At 59.0% G+C, this 18,587-nt stretch carries 19 protein-coding genes; 7 read left to right on the top strand and 12 right to left on the bottom strand.

Annotated elements, in window-relative coordinates; translation table 11 throughout:
* Positions 1-125: 125 nt before the first annotated feature.
* Together PMI22_RS11365 and PMI22_RS11370 are read left to right on the top strand one after the other, a co-directional pair.
* The gene (locus PMI22_RS11365) at positions 126-338 is read left to right on the top strand and encodes a type II toxin-antitoxin system HicA family toxin (protein ID WP_007946740.1); all 213 of its coding nucleotides are present in this window, start codon (positions 126-128) and stop codon (positions 336-338) included.
* Positions 338-742: a type II toxin-antitoxin system HicB family antitoxin gene (locus tag PMI22_RS11370; protein ID WP_007946739.1), complete on the top strand. Its 405-nt coding sequence runs from the start codon at positions 338-340 to the stop codon at positions 740-742. Before PMI22_RS11365 ends, PMI22_RS11370 begins: the two co-directional genes overlap by 1 nt.
* 66 nt (positions 743-808) lie before the next feature.
* On the opposite strand, the gene PMI22_RS11375 is transcribed toward PMI22_RS11370, so the two are convergent.
* Entirely contained in the window at positions 809-2,014 is a 1,206-nt protein-coding gene (locus PMI22_RS11375; RefSeq protein ID WP_007946738.1) for an MFS transporter, read from the bottom strand.
* Positions 2,015-2,240: 226 nt separating this feature from the next.
* On the opposite strand from PMI22_RS11375, the gene PMI22_RS11380 reads away from it, so the two are divergent.
* On the top strand, positions 2,241-2,870 hold the full coding sequence (locus PMI22_RS11380; RefSeq protein WP_007946736.1) for a hypothetical protein: 630 nt from the start codon (positions 2,241-2,243) through the stop codon (positions 2,868-2,870).
* Positions 2,871-3,074: 204 nt separating this feature from the next.
* Here PMI22_RS11380 and PMI22_RS11385 read toward each other — a convergent pair whose 3' ends face one another.
* The 8 genes from PMI22_RS11385 to gcl form a co-directional block, all read right to left on the bottom strand.
* Positions 3,075-4,073, bottom strand: coding sequence for a sulfate ABC transporter substrate-binding protein (locus PMI22_RS11385; protein ID WP_007946735.1), 999 nt, complete (start codon positions 4,071-4,073; stop codon positions 3,075-3,077).
* Positions 4,074-4,166: 93 nt separating this feature from the next.
* The gene (locus tag PMI22_RS11390) at positions 4,167-4,991 is read right to left on the bottom strand and encodes an ion transporter (RefSeq protein WP_007946734.1); all 825 of its coding nucleotides are present in this window, start codon (positions 4,989-4,991) and stop codon (positions 4,167-4,169) included.
* Between the two features lie 21 nt (positions 4,992-5,012).
* Entirely contained in the window at positions 5,013-5,927 is a 915-nt protein-coding gene (locus PMI22_RS11395) for an urea transporter (protein ID WP_007946732.1), read from the bottom strand.
* Positions 5,928-6,074: 147 nt separating this feature from the next.
* Positions 6,075-7,490: a pyruvate kinase gene (pyk, locus tag PMI22_RS11400; protein ID WP_007946731.1), complete on the bottom strand. Its 1,416-nt coding sequence runs from the start codon at positions 7,488-7,490 to the stop codon at positions 6,075-6,077.
* Entirely contained in the window at positions 7,480-8,760 is a 1,281-nt protein-coding gene (locus tag PMI22_RS11405) for a glycerate kinase type-2 family protein (RefSeq protein WP_007946730.1), read from the bottom strand. The genes pyk and PMI22_RS11405 overlap by 11 nt, the downstream gene beginning before the upstream one ends.
* A 166-nt stretch (positions 8,761-8,926) precedes the next feature.
* A complete protein-coding gene (locus PMI22_RS11410; protein WP_007946729.1) occupies positions 8,927-9,817 on the bottom strand; it encodes a 2-hydroxy-3-oxopropionate reductase in 891 nt (296 codons plus the stop codon).
* A 155-nt stretch (positions 9,818-9,972) separates the two neighbouring features.
* The gene (gene hyi / locus PMI22_RS11415; RefSeq protein ID WP_007946728.1) at positions 9,973-10,755 is read right to left on the bottom strand and encodes a hydroxypyruvate isomerase; all 783 of its coding nucleotides are present in this window, start codon (positions 10,753-10,755) and stop codon (positions 9,973-9,975) included.
* Between the two features lie 144 nt (positions 10,756-10,899).
* Positions 10,900-12,675 carry a glyoxylate carboligase gene (gene gcl, locus PMI22_RS11420; protein WP_007946727.1) on the bottom strand — a complete coding sequence of 592 codons (1,776 nt, stop codon included), beginning with the start codon at positions 12,673-12,675 and terminating at the stop codon, positions 10,900-10,902.
* A gap of 267 nt (positions 12,676-12,942) precedes the next feature.
* Here gcl and PMI22_RS11425 point away from each other — a divergent pair, with 267 nt between their 5' ends.
* Positions 12,943-13,383 (top strand): GlcG/HbpS family heme-binding protein, encoded by a 441-nt coding sequence (locus PMI22_RS11425; protein ID WP_007946726.1) that lies wholly within the window; start codon positions 12,943-12,945, stop codon positions 13,381-13,383.
* 196 nt (positions 13,384-13,579) lie between these two features.
* Positions 13,580-14,038 (top strand): REP-associated tyrosine transposase, encoded by a 459-nt coding sequence (locus tag PMI22_RS11430; protein WP_007946725.1) that lies wholly within the window; start codon positions 13,580-13,582, stop codon positions 14,036-14,038.
* A 109-nt stretch (positions 14,039-14,147) separates the two neighbouring features.
* Here the strand turns inward: PMI22_RS11430 and PMI22_RS11435 are convergent, their stop codons facing one another.
* Positions 14,148-14,753: a TetR/AcrR family transcriptional regulator gene (locus PMI22_RS11435; RefSeq protein ID WP_007946724.1), complete on the bottom strand. Its 606-nt coding sequence runs from the start codon at positions 14,751-14,753 to the stop codon at positions 14,148-14,150.
* A 134-nt stretch (positions 14,754-14,887) separates the two neighbouring features.
* On the opposite strand from PMI22_RS11435, the gene PMI22_RS11440 reads away from it, so the two are divergent.
* Entirely contained in the window at positions 14,888-15,802 is a 915-nt protein-coding gene (locus tag PMI22_RS11440) for a DUF808 domain-containing protein (protein WP_007946723.1), read from the top strand.
* Between the two features lie 93 nt (positions 15,803-15,895).
* Here PMI22_RS11440 and PMI22_RS11445 read toward each other — a convergent pair whose 3' ends face one another.
* Entirely contained in the window at positions 15,896-16,684 is a 789-nt protein-coding gene (locus PMI22_RS11445; RefSeq protein WP_007946722.1) for an MlaA family lipoprotein, read from the bottom strand.
* Positions 16,677-17,975, bottom strand: coding sequence for a hypothetical protein (locus PMI22_RS11450; RefSeq protein WP_007946719.1), 1,299 nt, complete (start codon positions 17,973-17,975; stop codon positions 16,677-16,679). The genes PMI22_RS11445 and PMI22_RS11450 overlap by 8 nt, the downstream gene beginning before the upstream one ends.
* Positions 17,976-18,196: 221 nt before the next feature.
* Between PMI22_RS11450 and PMI22_RS11455 the strand changes: the two genes are divergently transcribed.
* Positions 18,197-18,565 carry a hypothetical protein gene (locus tag PMI22_RS11455; RefSeq protein ID WP_007946718.1) on the top strand — a complete coding sequence of 123 codons (369 nt, stop codon included), beginning with the start codon at positions 18,197-18,199 and terminating at the stop codon, positions 18,563-18,565.
* Positions 18,566-18,587 lie beyond the last annotated feature (22 nt).

Genomic DNA, 18,587 nt, shown 5'->3' with positions numbered 1-18,587 from the left:
TGGCGAATGCCGTGGCCCGCAATCACACCCTGTAAAACAACCGAGCGTCGCGATTCGGGTTTTTGTGCTTGAGTAAATATAACTCTAGGGTTATTTTTATTTAGGCCTGAGCAAGGAGGCTATTGGTGCAGAGCAGGCTATTGATCAAAGAGTTGGAAGAGGCGGGATGGATATTGGATCGGATTACCGGAAGTCATCACATCTTCAAGCACCCCTACAACCCGTACACCATTCCCGTCCCTCATCCGAAAAAGGATTTACCGGTCGGGACGGTCAAAAGTATCAGGAGGCGAGCCGGGCTGTATTACCCGGGAGCCCGTTATGCAGGAGATCCATAATGCAATATCCAATCTGTATCGAGTGGGGCGACGAGAACACCGCCATCGGTATTCAGATCCCCGATATTCCAGGCGCCGTAACGGCCGGGGATACGTTTGAAGATGCCTACAATGCGGCGGTCGAGATTGCTCACATCATGCTTCAGGAGATGGCGGCTGACGGGGAGTCGATTCCCATGCCTACATCTGCGGCTGCTCACCGTGGGAATCCGGATTACGCCGATATGGGCTGGGGAATGCTCGAGCTGGACATTTCGCCGTACATGGGCAAAACCGAGAAGGTCAACGTGACACTTCCTGGCTATGTGATTCAGCGCATTGATCGATATGTGCGTGAGCACAATGTGAAAAGCCGTTCTTCCTTTCTGGCAGATGCTGCGATGGAAAAACTGGTTCGACACTGAGTGATATGAGGTGCATTCCTTGCGGGCAAGCTCGACTGTAGAGCTTGCCGCAAGACTTCAGACTGCTTAAGCCGTCGCCAACGAAGGCTTCTGCGACACACTCAAAAACCGCAGCAACGCCAACAGCGGAAACGCACTGCCGACGATCACGATCCACAACCAGCCACCGTGCTCATAAACCGCACTGGCCACCGACGAACCGAACGCGCCGCCGATGAAGATGCTGGTCATGTACAGCGCATTGAGGCGACTGCGGCTTTTGGCGTCGAGGGCGTAGACCGCGCGTTGGCCGAGGACCATGTTCATCTGTACGCAGAAGTCGAGCACCACGCCGGTCACCGCAAGGCCAATCACGCTGTAGAGCGGATGGATGAAGGCCGGCAGAAAGCTCAGGCTGGCGAACAGCAGGGCCAGCAAGGACGCGATGCGGGTGTGGCCAGCATCGGCCAGTCGCCCGGCGATGGGGGCTGCGATGGCACCGATGGCACCGACCAGGGCGAAGATCGCGATCTGGGTTTGCGACAGGCCATGATTGCGTGCGAGTTCCAACGGCACGGCGGTCCAGAACAGGCTGAATGTGGCGAACATGCAACCCTGGTAAAACGCACGCTGACGTAACACCGGTTGTTGGCGCAACAACGTCCACAGCGACCCCAGCAACTGCCCGTACGATGCACTGTGATCAGGCTGGCGCTTGGGAATGGTCTGCGCGAGCACGATGCTGATCGCGGCCATCAACACCGCCGCAATCACAAACATCGCGCGCCAGCCAAAGTGGTCAGCCACCACGCTGGACACCGGCCGAGCCAACAAAATGCCCAGCAGCAAACCGCCCATGATCCCGCCGACCACGCGGCCACGCGATTCTTCCGGTGCCAGATGCGCGGCCAGTGGAATCAGGATCTGCACCGACACCGAACTGAAACCCACCAGCAACGAGATCAGCAAAAATACATTGGGCTGATCGGTGAACGCAGCACCCAGCAAACTCGCAATCGCCACCACGGTGGTGATGATCATCAGTCGACGGTTTTCCAGCAAATCACCCAGCGGCACGAGGAAGAACAACCCCAGCGCATAGCCAATCTGCGTCAGCGAAACGATCAGGCTGGCCATGGTGCTGGTCAGGCCGATGTCCGGCGCGATCAGGCCGATGATCGGCTGGGCGTAGTAAATATTGGCCACGATGGCACCGCAGCAGAAGGCGAAAAGCAGCACCATGCCTTTGGTCATTGTCGTGGCGCCGTGGGGCACTTGGTTCGCTGGGTTCATAACGGGACTCGCTGAACAAAAGGGAATGCGCGAAGGCTAAGCGGCACGCCCAAACGGCGGAAGAGGGATTGAAGTGATAGTAATCATTCCATTGCGGAATGAGTGACGCGGGTTGTGACGCATGCCTTGCGTCGGGACGTACAGCCCGGATGATACATTCACTTACACCCAGTTCGATAGCGTGCTTATGTTCTCTCTTCACGTTTCATTACCGGAAGGTACTGCCATGAATACGATGTTCCGTCACCTGATTCGCGGCGCTTCAACCCTGTCACTGATCGCCGTGTTTACCGCAGGCCTGGCCCAGGCCGCCGATGCGCCGGGCATGCGTATAGGTGTTCGCGGCGAAATCACCGGGGTCAGCCCTGAGGTGTTGAACGTCCACGCCAGCAGCGGCGAAAACGTAGTCATCAACCTGACCAACGACACCAGGATCCGCGCCGTCACACTGGCCAATATTGAAGACATCAAACCTGGCAGCTACATCGGCACGGCCGCCGTTCCTCAGGAAGATGGCACCCTCAAGGCGCTGGAAGTCCACGTTTTTCCACCCGAATTGGCCGGCAGCGGCGACGGGCATCGGCCGTTTGATCTGGTCAAGGGCAGTACCATGACCAATGGTAGCGTCGGCGATCTGGTGGTCAGCAATGGCCGCGTGTTAACGGTTAACTACAAGGGCGGGCAGCAGAAGATTCTGGTGCCGGCGGATGTGCCGATTGTGAACCTGACACCGGGGGATCGCAGCTTGCTGAAGGTGGGGGTGAAGATCGTGACGTTTGTGACGCAAAGCGCTGACGGAACGCTGACCGCGCAATCGATCTCGGCGGGTAAGGATGGCGTTACACCGCCGATGTAACGTGCGAAGAGCAATGAACTCACCACTGATCGTTCCCACGCTCTGCGTGGGAATGCCTCATTTGGACGCACTGCGTCAGCTGTTGGGACGCTGAGCGTCCCGGGCTGCATTCCCACGCAGAGCGTGGGAACGATCATGGCGAGCAGGCTCACTCCCACAAAAAAGGCGACCTGCTCAGGTCGCCTTTTTCATAGCACTCGGAAATTACTGACCGGCGTAGATCTGATCAAAGATCCCGCCATCATTGAAGTGGGTCTTCTGCACGGTGCGCCAGTCACCGAAGGTCTTCTCTACCGACAGAAAATCCACTTTCGGGAATCGATCGGTGTACTTGGCCAACACCGCTGGGTCACGTGGACGCAGATAGTTCGCCGCTGCGATCTCCTGACCTTCCGGCGACCACAAGTACTTGAGGTATTCCTCGGCTGCCGCGCGAGTACCTTTCTTGTCGACGACTTTATCGACCACAGACACTGGCGGCTCGGCTTCGGCGGAAACGCTTGGGTAGATCACTTCAAACTGGTCGCGACCAAACTCGCGGGCAATCATTTCCGCTTCGTTTTCGAAGGTCACCAGTACGTCGCCGATCTGGTTGGTCATGAATGTGGTGGTGGCTGCACGGCCGCCGGTATCCAGCACCGGGGCTTGTTTGAACAGTTTGCCGACAAAGTCTTTGGCCTTGTTTTCATCACCGCCGTTCTTCAGCACATAACCCCAGGCCGACAGGTAGGTATAGCGGCCGTTGCCCGAGGTTTTCGGGTTCGGCACGATCACCTGAACGCCGTCCTTGAGCAGGTCAGGCCAGTCTTTCAGGGCTTTCGGGTTGCCTTTACGGACGATGAATACAGTGGCGGACGTAAACGGCGCGCTGTTGTTCGGCAGGCGCGTGACCCAGTTCTCCGGGACCAGTTTGCCGTTGTCCGCCAGGGCGTTGATGTCGGTGGCCATGTTCATGGTGATGACGTCAGCCGGCAGGCCGTCGATCACCGAGCGCGCCTGTTTGCTGGAACCGCCGAAGGACATCTGCAGGGTGATGTTTTCGTTGTGATCGGCTTGCCAGTGTTTCTGGAAGGCCGTGTTGTAGTCCTTGTAGAAGTCGCGCATCACGTCGTAGGAAACGTTGAGCAGGGTCGGTGCGGCCTGAGCCATGCTGGTCAATGTCAGGCCAGCGGCCAGAAGCGAGGCGCCAAAGAGTTTTTTCACTACGCAGTCCTTGTTCTAATTCAAAAGTGAGGCAATTTGCCAGCGACTATAGCCGGGCGCGCATAGGCCTTTAAAGATTAAAAAGCTCTTTGCTTATTCTATTTTCTTAAATAGCGCATTACCGCAGCGCGAACAGAACGCCGCACCGTGTTCGTGGTTGTTTTTCTTGCATACCGGGCAGTCATGTTGCAGCTGTTCGCCGCGCATGGCGTTGGCCAGTTCGGCGGTGAAAATACCAGTGGGCACGGCGATGATCGAGTAACCGGTAATCATCACCAGCGACGAAACAACCTGACCCAACGGCGTCTTCGGCACGATGTCGCCGAAACCCACGGTGGTCAGGGTGACAATCGCCCAATAGATGCCTTTGGGAATGCTGGTGAAGCCGTGTTCGGGTCCTTCGATCACGTACATCAGCGTGCCGAACACCGTGACCAGGGTGCTGACACTGACCAGGAACACCACGATTTTCTGTTTGCTGCCGCGCAATGCCGACATCAAGTAGTTGGCTTGCTTGAGGTACGGGCTGAGCTTGAGCACGCGGAAAATCCGCAGCATCCGAATGATCCGGATGATCAGCAGGTACTGTGCATCGGCGTAATACAGCGCGAGGATGCCGGGCACGATGGCCAGCAAATCCACCAGTCCATAGAAGCTGAACGCATAGCGCCACGGCTTGGGTGAGCAATACAGCCGCAGGAGGTATTCGACGGCGAAGACGAAGGTGAACCCCCACTCGATATACGCCAGCACATCGGCGTAGTTCTGGTGAATGGAGTCGATGCTGTCGAGCATCACGATGACGATGCTGGCGAGGATGATCAACAGCAAGGTGCCGTCGAAACGCCGACCCGCCTTGGTGTCACTCTGGAAAATCATGACGTAAAGGTCTTCACGCCAGTTTTTGCTGCTGTCCATGGATGCCGCCTGAACCAATGATCAACGCAGCCTAGGTTGATTCTCCCCAGTAGCGCAAGGCGCACGGGCCTCCGTTGCTTTGCCGAGCACTTGAGCCGCCGTACGGATCAGCCAGCAGGCGAGAATGAAGGGAGCGGTCAGGGTGGGCAGACCGATAGCGGCAAACATCGGCGTCAGCAGCAGCGCTAATGCAATGCCGACCAGTGGCAGCCACGGCTGCTGGCGTTGCGAGCTGAAGGCGAGGGCGGCGAGCACGGCGTTATAACCACCGAGGCCGAGCAGACCGGTATAGAAGTCGTGGTGCAACAGGCTCCAACCCAGACCTGCAACAGACGCCAGCAACGCCCAGCAGAAGGCACGACGATCAGCGATCAGCAAACCGGCGGCAATCAACGCCCCGGCCAGCGGATGACCGAGGAACATCACTTGGCCGAGACCTTTGAGTGGTGCGGCGAGCACGTTCAGCGTGTTGATCTCGATCAAATGCGCCTGGGTCGAGGGCGTGGCGAAACACAGCAGCAACCAGCTCATCCCCACGAACGGCGCGGTGTAGGTGGGCAGGTATTGGCTAAACCGGTCGCGCTTGAGCCACTGTTGAGTGAGCATCGCGCTCAGGCCGCCGCAGGCAATGATCACCAGCGGCAGCACGGCGGACCACGGGAAATACAGGCTCAGCAACAAGCCGAGCAATACCCCGTTGTAACTGAACAACCCGGCCTGGCGATCGGCCTTGGCGTAACCGCGACGTTGCGCAGTCAGCAATCCGGCGACGCCACCCAACAGCGCCCCGCCGAGCAGCGTCGGCGCGGTAAACAGAATGGCCAACAGGCACAGCAGGCCAAACAGCGGATGGCGCTGGAGGAATATCTGGCTGAAGCCGTTGAGCAGGGCAGTCGCCCAATCGGGGCAGTGGGTGTTGAAGTGATTGGCAGGCATGGTAGGTCTGGAAGTCAGTGAAACCGGGTCGCCGGCATCGCCAGCAGGCTGGCTCCCACACTGAATCTCTGTTCAGTCTTGATTTCATGATCGACACAAAACCAATGTGGGAGCCAGCCTGCTGGCGATGAGGTCGGTATGGGCGCTCTAGATCAATGTTTCGATGCGCAAGGAGTTAGTCGACCCCGGCTGCCCAAACGGCACACCCGCAGTGATCAATAAGGTGTCGCCACGCTTGGCCATGCCCTGGGCCTGGGCAATCTCCAGCGCCGTCGAACACACCTCGTCCACCTGCCGCAGGCGATCATTGACCACCGAGTGCACGCCCCACGCGACGGTCAGACGACGAGCGGTTTGCTGGTTCGGGGTCAGGTTGAGAATCGGCACCGTCGGCCGCTCCCGCGCCGCACGCAAACTTGATGTGCCGGACTCGCTGTAGTTCACCAGCACGGCCACTGGCAGCACATTGCTGATACGACGAATCGCACAGCTGATCGCGTCGGAAACCGTCGCCTCGGCTTTTGGTCGGCTCACGTCCAGTTGCGTCTGATAGTCCGGGCCGTTTTCCACCTGGCGGATGATCTTGCTCATCATCTGCACCGCTTCCAGCGGATATTCACCGGACGCGGTTTCTGCCGACAGCATCACCGCATCCGCCCCTTCGGCCACGGCGTTGGCCACGTCGGTGACCTCGGCGCGGGTCGGGGCCGGGGAGAAGCGCATCGACTCCAGCATCTGCGTGGCCACCACCACCGGTTTGCCGAGCTGACGGCAGATGCCGATGATGTTTTTCTGAATCTGCGGCACGCTTTCGGCCGGCACTTCTACGCCCAGATCACCGCGAGCGACCATGATCGCGTCGCTCAACTCAGCGATTTCCCGCAGATGAATCACCGCCGATGGCTTCTCGATCTTGGCCATCAAAAACGCTTTGTCGCCGATCAGTTCGCGGGCTTCGCGAACGTCTTCCGGACGTTGCACAAACGACAACGCCACCCAGTCCACACCCAACTCCAGACCGAAGCTCAAATCACGGCGATCCTTGGCGGTCAGCGGGCTCAGCTCCAGCACCGCTTGCGGCACGTTCACACCTTTACGGTCCGACAATTCGCCGCCATTGAGCACGGTGGTGTCGATCGCGTCGGAGTACTTGGTCACCACGCGAAGCCGCAGCTTGCCGTCGTCCAGCAGCAGGTCCATACCAGGCTGCAGCGCCGCGATGATTTCAGGGTGAGGCAGGTTAACCCGGCGTTCATCGCCTGGCGTCGGGTCCAGGTCCAGGCGCAGGGCTTGACCGCGATGCAGTTGCACCTTGCCTTCAGCGAATTTGCCGACCCGCAGTTTCGGACCTTGCAGGTCCATCAGAATGCCCAACGGATAATTCAGCTGGCGCTCGACTTCACGAATCCACTGGTAGCGCTGAGCATGGTCGGCATGATCGCCGTGGCTGAAGTTCAAGCGGAAAATGTTGACCCCGGCCTTCACCAGTTCGCGTATGTCGTCGATGCCTTCGGTGGCGGGGCCGAGGGTGGCGAGGATTTTAACCTTCTTGTCAGGCGTCATGTTTAGGGCTCTCAAGAATCAGGATGGCGCGGAAGTCGTTGACGTTGGTGCGGGTCGGTTCGGTGACGATCAGGGCGTCCAGCGCGTCGAAATAGCCGTAGCCATTGTTGTTGTCGAGTTCGTCGCTGGCGCTCAAGCCGAGGGCAGCGGCACGGGCGTAGCTGTCCGGGGTCATGATCGCGCCGGCGTTGTCTTCGGAACCGTCGATGCCATCGGTGTCACCGGCCAGCGCGTATACACCGGGCAAGCCTTTGAGGCTGTCGGTCAGGCTCAGCAGGAACTCGGCGTTGCGTCCGCCACGGCCATTGCCGCGCACGGTCACCGTGGTTTCACCGCCCGACAGAATCACGCAGGGCGCCGCCAGTGGCTGGCCATGCAAGACCACTTGCCGCGCGATGCCGGCGTGAACCTTGGCCACTTCCCGGGACTCGCCTTCCAGATCGCCGAGGATCAGCGGGCTGAAACCGGCCTGCCGCGCTTTCACCGCTGCCGCTTCCAGCGACTGCTGTGGACGGGCGATCAACTGGAAGTGACTGCGCGCCAGGCTCGGATCGCCGGGTTTGACCGTCTCCGATTCCGGGCTTTGCAGCCAGTTACGCACCGAGGCCGGAACGTCGATGCCGTAGCGCTTGAGGATCGCCAGCGCTTCAGCCGAAGTGCTGGGGTCGGCCACGGTCGGGCCGGAAGCGATGACCGTGGCGAGGTCACCCGGCACATCGGAAATCGCGTAGGTATAAACAGTGGCCGGCCAGCAGGCCTTGCCGAGGCGACCGCCCTTGATCGCCGAGAGGTGCTTGCGCACGCAGTTCATCTCGCCGATGGTCGCGCCGGATTTGAGCAGGGCTTTGTTGATCGATTGCTTGTCGGCCAGGGTGATGCCCGCCGCCGGCAGCGCCAGCAGTGCGGAGCCGCCGCCCGAAAGCAGGAAGATCACGCGGTCGTCTTCGGTCAGGTTGCTGACCAGTTCAAAGACACGCTTGGCGACGGCCTGACCTGCCGCGTCCGGCACCGGATGGGCCGCTTCGACCACTTCGATTTTTTCGCACGGGGCGCCGTGACCGTAACGCGTCACCACCAGACCGCTGACTTCACCTTCCCAGCAACGCTCGACCACTTGCGCCATGGCGGCGGCCGCTTTGCCGGCACCGATGACGATCACCCGACCGCTGCGATCTTTGGGCAAATGAGCTTCGAGGACTTGTTGCGGATGGGCAGCGTCGATGGCTGTGGCAAACAGCTCGCGCAGGAATTGTTGCGGATCGACCGACATGGCGGGCTCCCAATCTTATTGTTCTTGGTTTACGCAGATGATCGTTCCCATGCTCCGCGTGGGAATGCCAAATGGACGCTCTGCGTCCGCTTCGGCAGGGACGCGGAGAGCGTCCCGGGATGCATTCCCACGCAGAGCGTGGGAACGATCAGTGCCAGGGCAGGGCTTACTTATCGCGAATCGAGAAATTCGCCATGTGTTCCAGACCCTTGATCAGCGCCGAGTGGTCCCAGTTGCTGCCACCGATGGCTGCGCAGGTGCTGAACACCTGCTGGGTATTGGCGGTGTTTGGCAGATTGATGTTCAGTTCCTTGGCACCTTGCAGGGCCAGGTTCAGGTCCTTCTGGTGCAGGCTGATGCGGAAGCCTGGGTCGAAGGTGCCTTTGATCATGCGCTCGCCGTGCACTTCAAGGATCTTCGAGGAAGCGAAACCACCCATCAGCGCTTCACGCACCTTGGCCGGATCCGCGCCGTTTTTCGAGGCGAACAGCAGGGCTTCGGCCACTGCCTGGATGTTCAGCGCCACGATGATCTGGTTCGCCACTTTCGCGGTTTGACCGTCGCCGTTACCGCCCACCAGGGTGATGTTCTTGCCCATGGCCTGGAACAGCGGCAGAGCGCGTTCGAAGGCATCGGCATCGCCGCCGACCATGATGCTCAGGCTTGCGGCCTTGGCGCCGACTTCACCGCCAGACACCGGCGCGTCGAGGTATTGCGCGCCTTTTTCATTGATTTTGGCCGCGAACGCTTTGGTGGCGGTGGGCGAGATCGAGCTCATGTCGATGACGATTTTGCCTTTGCCGACACCGGCTGCAACGCCGTCGGCGCGGAACAATACGTCATCGACCTGTGGGGTATCCGGCACCATGACGATGATGAATTCGGCTTCTTGTGCGACTTCTTTCGGGTTCGCCAGGGCGACGGCGCCAGCGGCAATCAGGTCAGCAGGCGCGGCGTCGTGGTGCGCCGACAGGAACAGGCTGTGACCGGCTTTCTGCAGGTTCAACGCCATTGGGTGGCCCATGATGCCGGTGCCGATAAATCCGATTTTAGCCATGACAAATTCCTCTTGTTTTTATTGCTGCTTCTAGCAAATAGGGGCAGTGCTTCTATGTGGGAGCGAGCCTGCTCGCGAATGCGGTAGAACATTCAATATCCGTGTTGACTGAACCACCGCATTCGCGAGCAGGCTCGCTCCCACAGGGATCTGTGTCAGATCGCGTTATGGGTTTTCAGCCAACCCAGGCCTGCTTCAGTGGTGGTCAGCGGCTTGTATTCGCAACCCACCCAGCCCTGATAACCGATGCGGTCCAGGTGTTCGAACAGGAAGCGGTAGTTGATTTCACCGGTGCCTGGTTCGTTGCGCCCCGGGTTGTCGGCCAACTGGATGTGGTTGATCTCGCCCAGGTGCGCGGCCATGGTGCGGGCCAGGTCGCCCTCCATGATTTGCATGTGGTAGATGTCGTATTGCAGGAACAGATTGGCGCTGCCGACCTGTTCGCGAATCGACAGTGCTTGTGCGGTGTTGTTCAGGTAGAAACCCGGGATGTCGCGGGTGTTGATCGCTTCCATCACCAGCTTGATGCCCGCCGCTTGCAGCTTGTCGGCCGCGTACTTGAGGTTGGCGACGAAGGTGTTTTCCACGGTGGCATCGTCGATACCCTGAGGACGAATACCCGCCAGGCAGTTGACCTGGGTGTTGCCCAGCACTTTGGCGTAAGCAATCGCCAGATCGACACCGGCGCGGAACTCTTCAACCCGATCCGGCAGACAGGCGATACCACGTTCGCCCTTGGCCCAGTCACCGGCCGGCAGGTTGAACAACACTTGAGTCAGACCATTGGCATCGAGCTTGGCCTTGATCTCGGCGGAGCTGAAGTCATAGGGGAACAGGTACTCGACGCCACTGAAACCGGCCTTGGCGGCCGCTTCGAAACGGGCAAGAAAATCCTGCTCAGTGAACAGCATGGACAGGTTGGCTGCGAAACGCGGCATGGTGGTCTCCCGTAAAAATAGGTGCCCTGTAGCAGCTGCCGAGGCACGAGGCTGCGTTGGGCTGCGAAGCGGCCCCCGACGGCGGTCCTGCGGACACGCAACGCAGCCTCGTGCCTCGGCAGCTACTACAGGTTTCAGGTCATTTTAATCAAGCATCGAAATCGCCGTTGGTGCGTCGTTGCCGACCAGCGCCAGGTCTTCGAATTCGTTGATGGCGTTGATCTCGGTGCCCATGGAAATGTTGGTCACGCGCTCCAGAATAATCTCGACGATCACCGGTACCTTGAACTCTTCGATCAGTTCTTGAGCCTTGCGCAGGGCAGGCTGGATCTGAGCCGGTTCAAACACTCGCAGTGCCTTGCAGCCGAGGCCTTCGGCCACCGCGACGTGATCGACACCGTAACCGTTGAGTTCCGGAGCGTTCAGGTTATCGAAGGACAGTTGCACGCAGTAGTCCATGTCGAAACCGCGCTGAGCCTGACGAATCAGCCCCAGGTACGAATTGTTTACCACAACGTGGATGTACGGCAGCTTGAACTGCGCGCCCACTGCCAATTCTTCGATCATGAACTGGAAATCATAGTCGCCCGAGAGCGCCACGACCTTGCGGGTCGGATCGGCCTTGACCACGCCCAGTGCCGCCGGAATGGTCCAGCCCAGCGGGCCGGCCTGACCGCAGTTGATCCAGTGACGCGGCTTGTAGACGTGCAGGAACTGCGCGCCGGCAATCTGCGACAGACCGATGGTGCTGACGTAGCAGGTGTCTTTGCCGAACACCTGGTTCATCTCTTCATAGACGCGCTGCGGCTTGACCGGCACGTTGTCGAAGTGAGTCTTGCGGTGCAGGCTGGCTTTGCGCTGCTGGCAGTCTTGCAGCCACGCGCTGCGGTTTTTCAGCTTGCCGGCGGCTTGCCATTCGCGAGCGACTTCGATGAACACGGTCAATGCGGCGGCAGCGTCGGAGACGATGCCCAGGTCCGGGTTGAACACGCGGCCGATCTGGGTCGGTTCGATGTCGACGTGAATGAACTTGCGGCCTTCGGTGTACACATCGATCGAGCCGGTGTGGCGGTTGGCCCAACGGTTACCGACGCCCAGCACCAGGTCGGATTTGAGCATCGTCGCGTTGCCGTAGCGGTGCGAGGTTTGCAGACCGACCATGCCGACCATCAACGGGTGATCGTCCGGGATGGTGCCCCAGCCCATCAGGGTCGGAATGACTGGAATGCCGGTGAGCTCGGCGAACTCGACCAGCAGGTCGCTGGCGTCGGCGTTGATGATGCCGCCACCGGCCACCAGCAATGGGCGCTCAGCCTGATCGAGCATGGCCAGGGCCTTCTCGATTTGCACGCGGTTCGCAGTCGGCTTGGCCAGCGGCAGGGGTTGGTAAGCGTCGATGTCGAATTCGATTTCCGCCATCTGCACGTCGAACGGCAGGTCGATCAGCACCGGGCCTGGACGGCCGGAGCGCATTTCGTAGAAGGCTTTCTGGAACGCGTAAGGCACCTGGCCCGGTTCCATGACCGTGGTTGCCCACTTGGTCACTGGCTTGACGATGGCGGTGATGTCGACGGCCTGGAAATCTTCCTTGTGCATACGGGCCCGCGGTGCCTGGCCGGTGATGCAGAGGATCGGGATCGAGTCGGCCGAGGCGCTGTAAAGCCCGGTGACCATGTCCGTACCGGCAGGGCCGGAAGTGCCGATGCACACGCCAATGTTGCCGGCCTTGGTGCGGGTGTAACCCTCGGCCATGTGCGAGGCGCCTTCAACGTGGCGAGCGAGGACGTGATCGATGCCACCGACCTTCTGCAAGGCGGAGTACAGCGGGTTGATCGCGGCGCCCGGGATGCCAAAAGCGGTATCAACCCCTTCACGGCGCATCACCAGAACGGCGGCTTCGATTGCTCTCATTTTGCTCATGGTTTTGTGCCTCTTACGTTTTGTAATTGTATACAAGTGGCTTTGCGCAGAGTGTATTCACGGCGGACGGCGCAGGTCAATCCATTTTCTCAAGCGCTTGTTTCATTCGTCTGAAGCCCAATCTTCTGTGGCTTTTCGTCGCATGTGGCGCTTTTCGAGAATTATTGTATACAAAAAGATAGTTCATTGTGTTCTATTTGTTGCATCGGTCTGCGGCACAACGGCGCAGTCCAACGGCTTTCCGAAAAACAAAATGAGGACGGCACCATGAGCGCTTTAACCTTGAAAGTCGCAGTCAACCTGATCAATCAGGCCATTTGCGCAGGGCGTGCAATCTCGGCGGCTCCATTGACCATTGCGGTACTGGATGCCGGCGGGCACCTGATCACTCTGCAACGCGAAGACGGCGCCAGCCTGCTACGCCCGCAGGTCGCCATCGGCAAAGCCTGGGGCGCAATCGCGCTGGGCAAAGGCTCACGCTTGTTGGCGCTGGATGCGCAACAACGCCCGGCCTTTATTGCGGCCCTTAATAGTCTGGGGCAGGGCAGCGTAGTGCCGGCACCGGGTGGTGTGCTGATTCGGGATCAGGGCGGTAACGTGCTGGGGGCGGTGGGGATTAGCGGTGATCTATCGGATGTGGATGAGCAATGTGCGATCAATGCGATCGAGGCGCTGGGGTTGACGGCGGATGCTGGGGTTGCTGCTTGAATTTGTATGGATTGATCTAACGTCATCGCCAGCAGGCTGGCTCCCACAGGGGATTTGTGTACGCCACAGATTCAGTGTGGGAGCTAGCCTGCTAGCGATGGCGGACTACCAGACACATCCAGCTAAATGTCTGCCCCGCCCTTGGGTGAAATCAGGTCTAGCCTTCTTCATTAATTAATCATGCAAGGGCAAAGGAATGCCTGATCTACCCGCCTCAAATCGCTTGCGCATCGGCCGTTATACCGAATCCAATCGGATTTACCTGCTAACCACCAATACACACGACCGAAAACCAATATTCAAAGACTTCACCTTGGGTAGGGCGGTGGTTTATCAATTTCGCTGCGCTCAAAATCAAGGTACGGCCAAATCATTGGCCTGGGTTGTCATGCCCGATCATTTTCATTGGTTGGTTGAACTGCAGCAGGGATCATTGGCTGACCTCATGCAGAAAACCAAATCAATGAGCACCAAAACGGTAAATCAATTTACCGGCCGCAAGGTCACACTTTGGCAGAAAGGCTTTCATGACCGGGTACTGCGGCGAGAGGAAGATCTGGTGAAGGTGGCGCGATATGTCGTGGCCAACCCATTGCGGTCTGGCCTGGTTGAAAAGCTAGGCGACTATCCGCTGTGGGATGCTATCTGGGTTTGAGCTGAAATCGAGTTCTCTTCATCGCTAGCAGGCTAGCTCCCACATGGATCTGCGGTGTACACAATCCCTGTGGGAGCTAGCCTGCTAGCGATAAATACACCGCGGTGTATCAGTCCGGCTCACACCCCTTGAGCACCAACCGAATTATCGTCTGTGCCGCCGCCTCGTAATCAGCCTCATCCAGCTTGGCTTTTCCGGTAATAGCGGTGATCTGCCAGTCAAAGTCGGCATAGGTCTGGGTCGCGGCCCAGATGCTGAACATCAGGTGGTTGGGGTCGATGGCGGCGATCTGGCCGCGGTCGATCCAGGTCTGGATGCAGTCGATGTTGTGTCTGGCCTGACCGTTGAGCTGTTCGACCAGGTCAGGGCTCAAGTGCGGAGCTCCGTGCATGATTTCGCTGGCGAACACTTTCGAGGCGAACGGCAAGTCGCGGGAGATACGGATTTTCGAGCGAATGTAGCCGCTCAGCACTTCGCTGGGCTCGCCGTCTGCGTTGAACGGGGTCGAGGCCTGCAGAATCGGCTCGATGATACTTTCCAGGACCTCGCGGTAGAGGTTTTCCTTGGATTTGAAGTAGTAGTAGACGTTGGGTTTGGGCAACCCCGCCTTGGCCGCGATGTCACTGGTTTTGGTCGCAGCGAAGCCCTTGTCGGCAAATTCCTCACTGGCGGCACGCAGGATCAGTTCTTTGTTGCGCTCGCGGATAGTGCTCATAAACCAAGGGGTTCCTTGCCTGTTCTGGCGGTTGCGCATGGTATCACCGGGCTCGCGCGGCGCTCAAGAATGCCCCGTGTGGCGTGCCGTCGCGCTATGCTGCATGGCATTCATCCAAGAAGGAAACCTGATTCATGGCAGGAAGCAGTTTGCTGGTGCTGCTCGACGACATCGCCGCGGTACTCGACGATGTCGCCTTGATGACCAAAATGGCCGCCCAAAAGACCGCCGGTGTGCTTGGCGACGATCTGGCACTCAACGCCCAGCAGGTCAGCGGTGTGCGTGCCGATCGGGAAATCCCGGTGGTCTGGGCGGTCGCCAAAGGCTCGTTTCGCAACAAACTGATCCTGGTGCCATCGGCATTGGCCATCAGCGCGTTCATACCATGGCTGGTCACGCCGTTGTTGATGGTTGGCGGCGCTTACCTGTGCTTTGAAGGATTCGAAAAACTCGCGCACAAATTCCTGCACAGCAAGGCTGAAGACCAGGCCGAACATGCGGAACTGGTTGAGGCGGTGGCCGATCCAGCGGTCGATCTGGTGGCCTTCGAACAGGACAAGATCAAGGGCGCAGTGCGGACCGACTTCATCCTCTCGGCAGAAATCATCGCCATCACCCTCGGCATCGTGGCGGATGCGTCGCTGACCCAGCAAGTGATCGTGCTCTCTGGCATTGCCATTATCATGACCATCGGCGTGTATGGCCTGGTGGCGGGCATCGTCAAACTCGACGACCTTGGTTTGTGGTTGTCCCAAAAGCCAGGTCAGCTGGCCAAAAGCATCGGTGGCGCGATTTTGCGAACGGCTCCGTACTTGATGAAAAGCCTGTCGGTGATTGGGACTGCGGCCATGTTCCTGGTGGGTGGCGGGATCCTGACTCACGGCGTGCCGGTGGTTCATCACTGGATCGAAAGCGTCAGTGCCGCGGCGGGCGGTGCCGGGTTTATTGTGCCGACGTTGCTGAACGGGGTGGCGGGGATTGTCGCGGGGGCAGTGGTGCTGGCGGGTGTGCTGGTCGCCAGCAAAATCTGGAAAGCGCTGAAAGGCTAGAACCTGACACTATCCCGCAGGGGATGTGGTGTGGCGGGAATGTAAAAAGGCCATTCGACTCACATCGAATGGCCTTTTTTGTTGCCGTCGGATTTACTCGGCGATCTGCAACTTGCGTGCCTCGGTGTACACGAATCGCACTTTCTCGTACTCGAACGGGGAGTTCAACTGGCCATAACGGAAGTTGGTCTGGTTGCGTTTGTCGATACCGCGCAGGATCCAGACTTCAGGGTGGTTGGAGCTGACTTCAGCCACGTTCAGGAAGTTGATCGCCGACTCTACGGTGAAGTCCACCGCCAGGCCGCCGGTGTCGCGGATGTTGGACGGCCCGATAATGGGCAGGACGAAGTAGGCGCCGCCCGGTACACCGTAGAACCCGAGCGTCTGACCGAAGTCTTCGTTTTGACGCTTTAGGCCCATGGCGGTGGCCGGGTCCCACAGGCCGGCGATGCCGATGGTGGTGTTGAGCAGCAGGCGCCCAGTGGTTTCCATCGAGCGCTTGCCTTTGAACTGCAACAGGCTGTTCACAAGGTTCGGCACATCACCGAGGTTGTTGAAGAAGTTGCTGACGCCGGTGCGCAGGAAGCTTGGCGTGATATAGCGATAGCCGTCGACTACGGGCAGGAACACCCATTGATCGAAGCGGTAGTTGAAGTGATAAACCCGACGGTTCCACTCTTCCAGTGGGTCGTAGACGTTAAGTGCGTTGAGCGTTGAGCGTTCGAACTCGCGCTGATCCAGCCCTGGGTTGAATTTGAGTTTGCTCAGCGGCTCCTTGAAGCCGTCACTGTCGACCACAACAGGCGCGTTGGCTTTGCTGTTGTCGGCATTGGCGACGCCTGCACAGAGTAACGCGGCGATTAGCAGGAGGTATTTAGCCACGGAAGAACTCCAGCATGGCGTCGCTGTTGACGCGGTAGTTAAGGTTGCCGCAATGGCCGCCGTACGGATAAACGGTCAAGCGATTACCGAATGTCTTGCGCAGGAAACCGAGGTCGCCAGGGCCAAGGATCACGTCGTCGGCGTTGTGCATGACGGCGATTTTCGGGCTGTTGTGCAGGTAATCCTTGAGGGCGTAGAGGCTCACCTGGTCGATCAGTTGCAGCAGGCTGCCGCCGTCGGTGCGGGCACGCCACATGGGGATGACCTGTTCGGTGATGTAGCAGTCGAAGTCGCACTGCAGTGCACGCCTGAGGAACGGCGTGAGGCTGGTGCCTTCTGTGATCGGGAATTTCGGTGGTGTGATCAGGCCGCGACGGTTGATCAGATCCGAGGTGAAGGCAATGTCGGCCGACGAAAAGCGGAAAGACGTGCCGATCAGCATGGCCATCTGTTCGTTGGTCAGGTGCTCCTTGGACTGCTGGATGTCATAGAGCAGGGCATCGTTGAGGTCGATGTAGCCTTTCTCCTGGAAGTAGCGGGTCAGTTTGTTCAGCACTACTTCGTAAAACGTAGTGCTGGAATTAATGCCCTTGACCTCGGTCTGGACCAGCTTGTCCAGGTTGGTTATCGAGGTGTACAGGTTGACCGGCGGGTTGAGGAGCAAGACTTTCTTGAAGTTGAAGCTGCGGCGTGTCTCGTCCAGGTGTGCGACAAACGCCGCGTCCAGGGCGCCCAGGCTGTAACCGGTCAAGTAGTAATCGGTGACGGGCAGTTTTGGATGTTGTGCCCGCACGGCCTGCATCACCCGATACAGGTCTTCGGCGTCCTCCTTGCTGACGCCCGGAGTGGCGAAGCGCGAGGCGGCGCTCATGAAGTCGAAGCTGGTCGGCGACGACAGCTGCACCACATGGTAGCCGGCCTGGTAGTAGAGCTTTTTCAGGTATTCGTTGTGGCTGCTGTCATAGCGTGCGCCGGTGCCGGCAATCAGAAAGATCAGCGGTGCGGCTTTATCCTGCGTCGCGATGCGGTAGGTGAGCTTCTTTACAGCCCAGAAGTTGTCGGGCAGTTCGAACTCGCGTTCCGGGCGCAGCGAGATGGTGCGATCCTCCTGATCAATGTCTTCGTCCCGCGGCAATTCCGGACGCAGGTCTGGAGGTGTCGTGGCGATGGTCGCCTCGAACGGGTTGGTCAAGGGGTAGCCATAACCGGCGGCGTCTACATCGACCGCCAGTGCGGACGCACTCAATATAAGGCCGCCAAAAAGGGCGGCGAAGCGCAAGGAACGGAGCATGACTAGATCCCTTAGAATAAGGTGCCGAATGAAGTTCGCAGGCTATGACCATCGAGGCTGCGCCAAAGTGCCACGCATCGGCACCAAAGAGGCTTGTTTCCGGTAATAGTAGCTGGACGATACACTTTGAAGCGATTTCGTGACCAGTTTTTGTTGCTTACGTTTGCATACCGCAGTCGGGGGATTAAGCTGGCCGCCGTTTTCGCCTATTGGAGTGTTTCATGTCCCGTCGTCTGTCGGTGGTTTTACTACTCGTTTTGTTGCCTTTATGGCTGGCTGCCAGTTACGGCGCGCGTTATGGCTTTATGGAGGATGCGCAGTGGGTGGGCCTTTGCGTGGACGAGGCGAGCCGTTGGGAATGTGCGGTTCGTTCGAACCTGGGCTTGATGATTCACTTCAATATGTTGGGTTGGGCAGCGATCGCGGCAGCGGTGCTCGGCTTCGTGCTGCCGGGCCAGACAGGCTGGTGGCTGGCGGTGCTGGCGCTGGTGTTCGGGTTTCCGGCGTTGGCGTTGTACAACACGACGCTGGCTGTTTTTGCGGTGGTGATTGCGGGACTGCGTCTGGTCCGGGCGTCTCGTAGCGCCTGATAAATCGCCATCGCGGGCAAGC

The organism is Pseudomonas sp. GM21 (assembly GCF_000282215.1).
Taxonomy (GTDB): Bacteria; Pseudomonadota; Gammaproteobacteria; order Pseudomonadales; family Pseudomonadaceae; genus Aquipseudomonas.
This window is presented reverse-complemented; position numbering and strand designations above follow the sequence as displayed.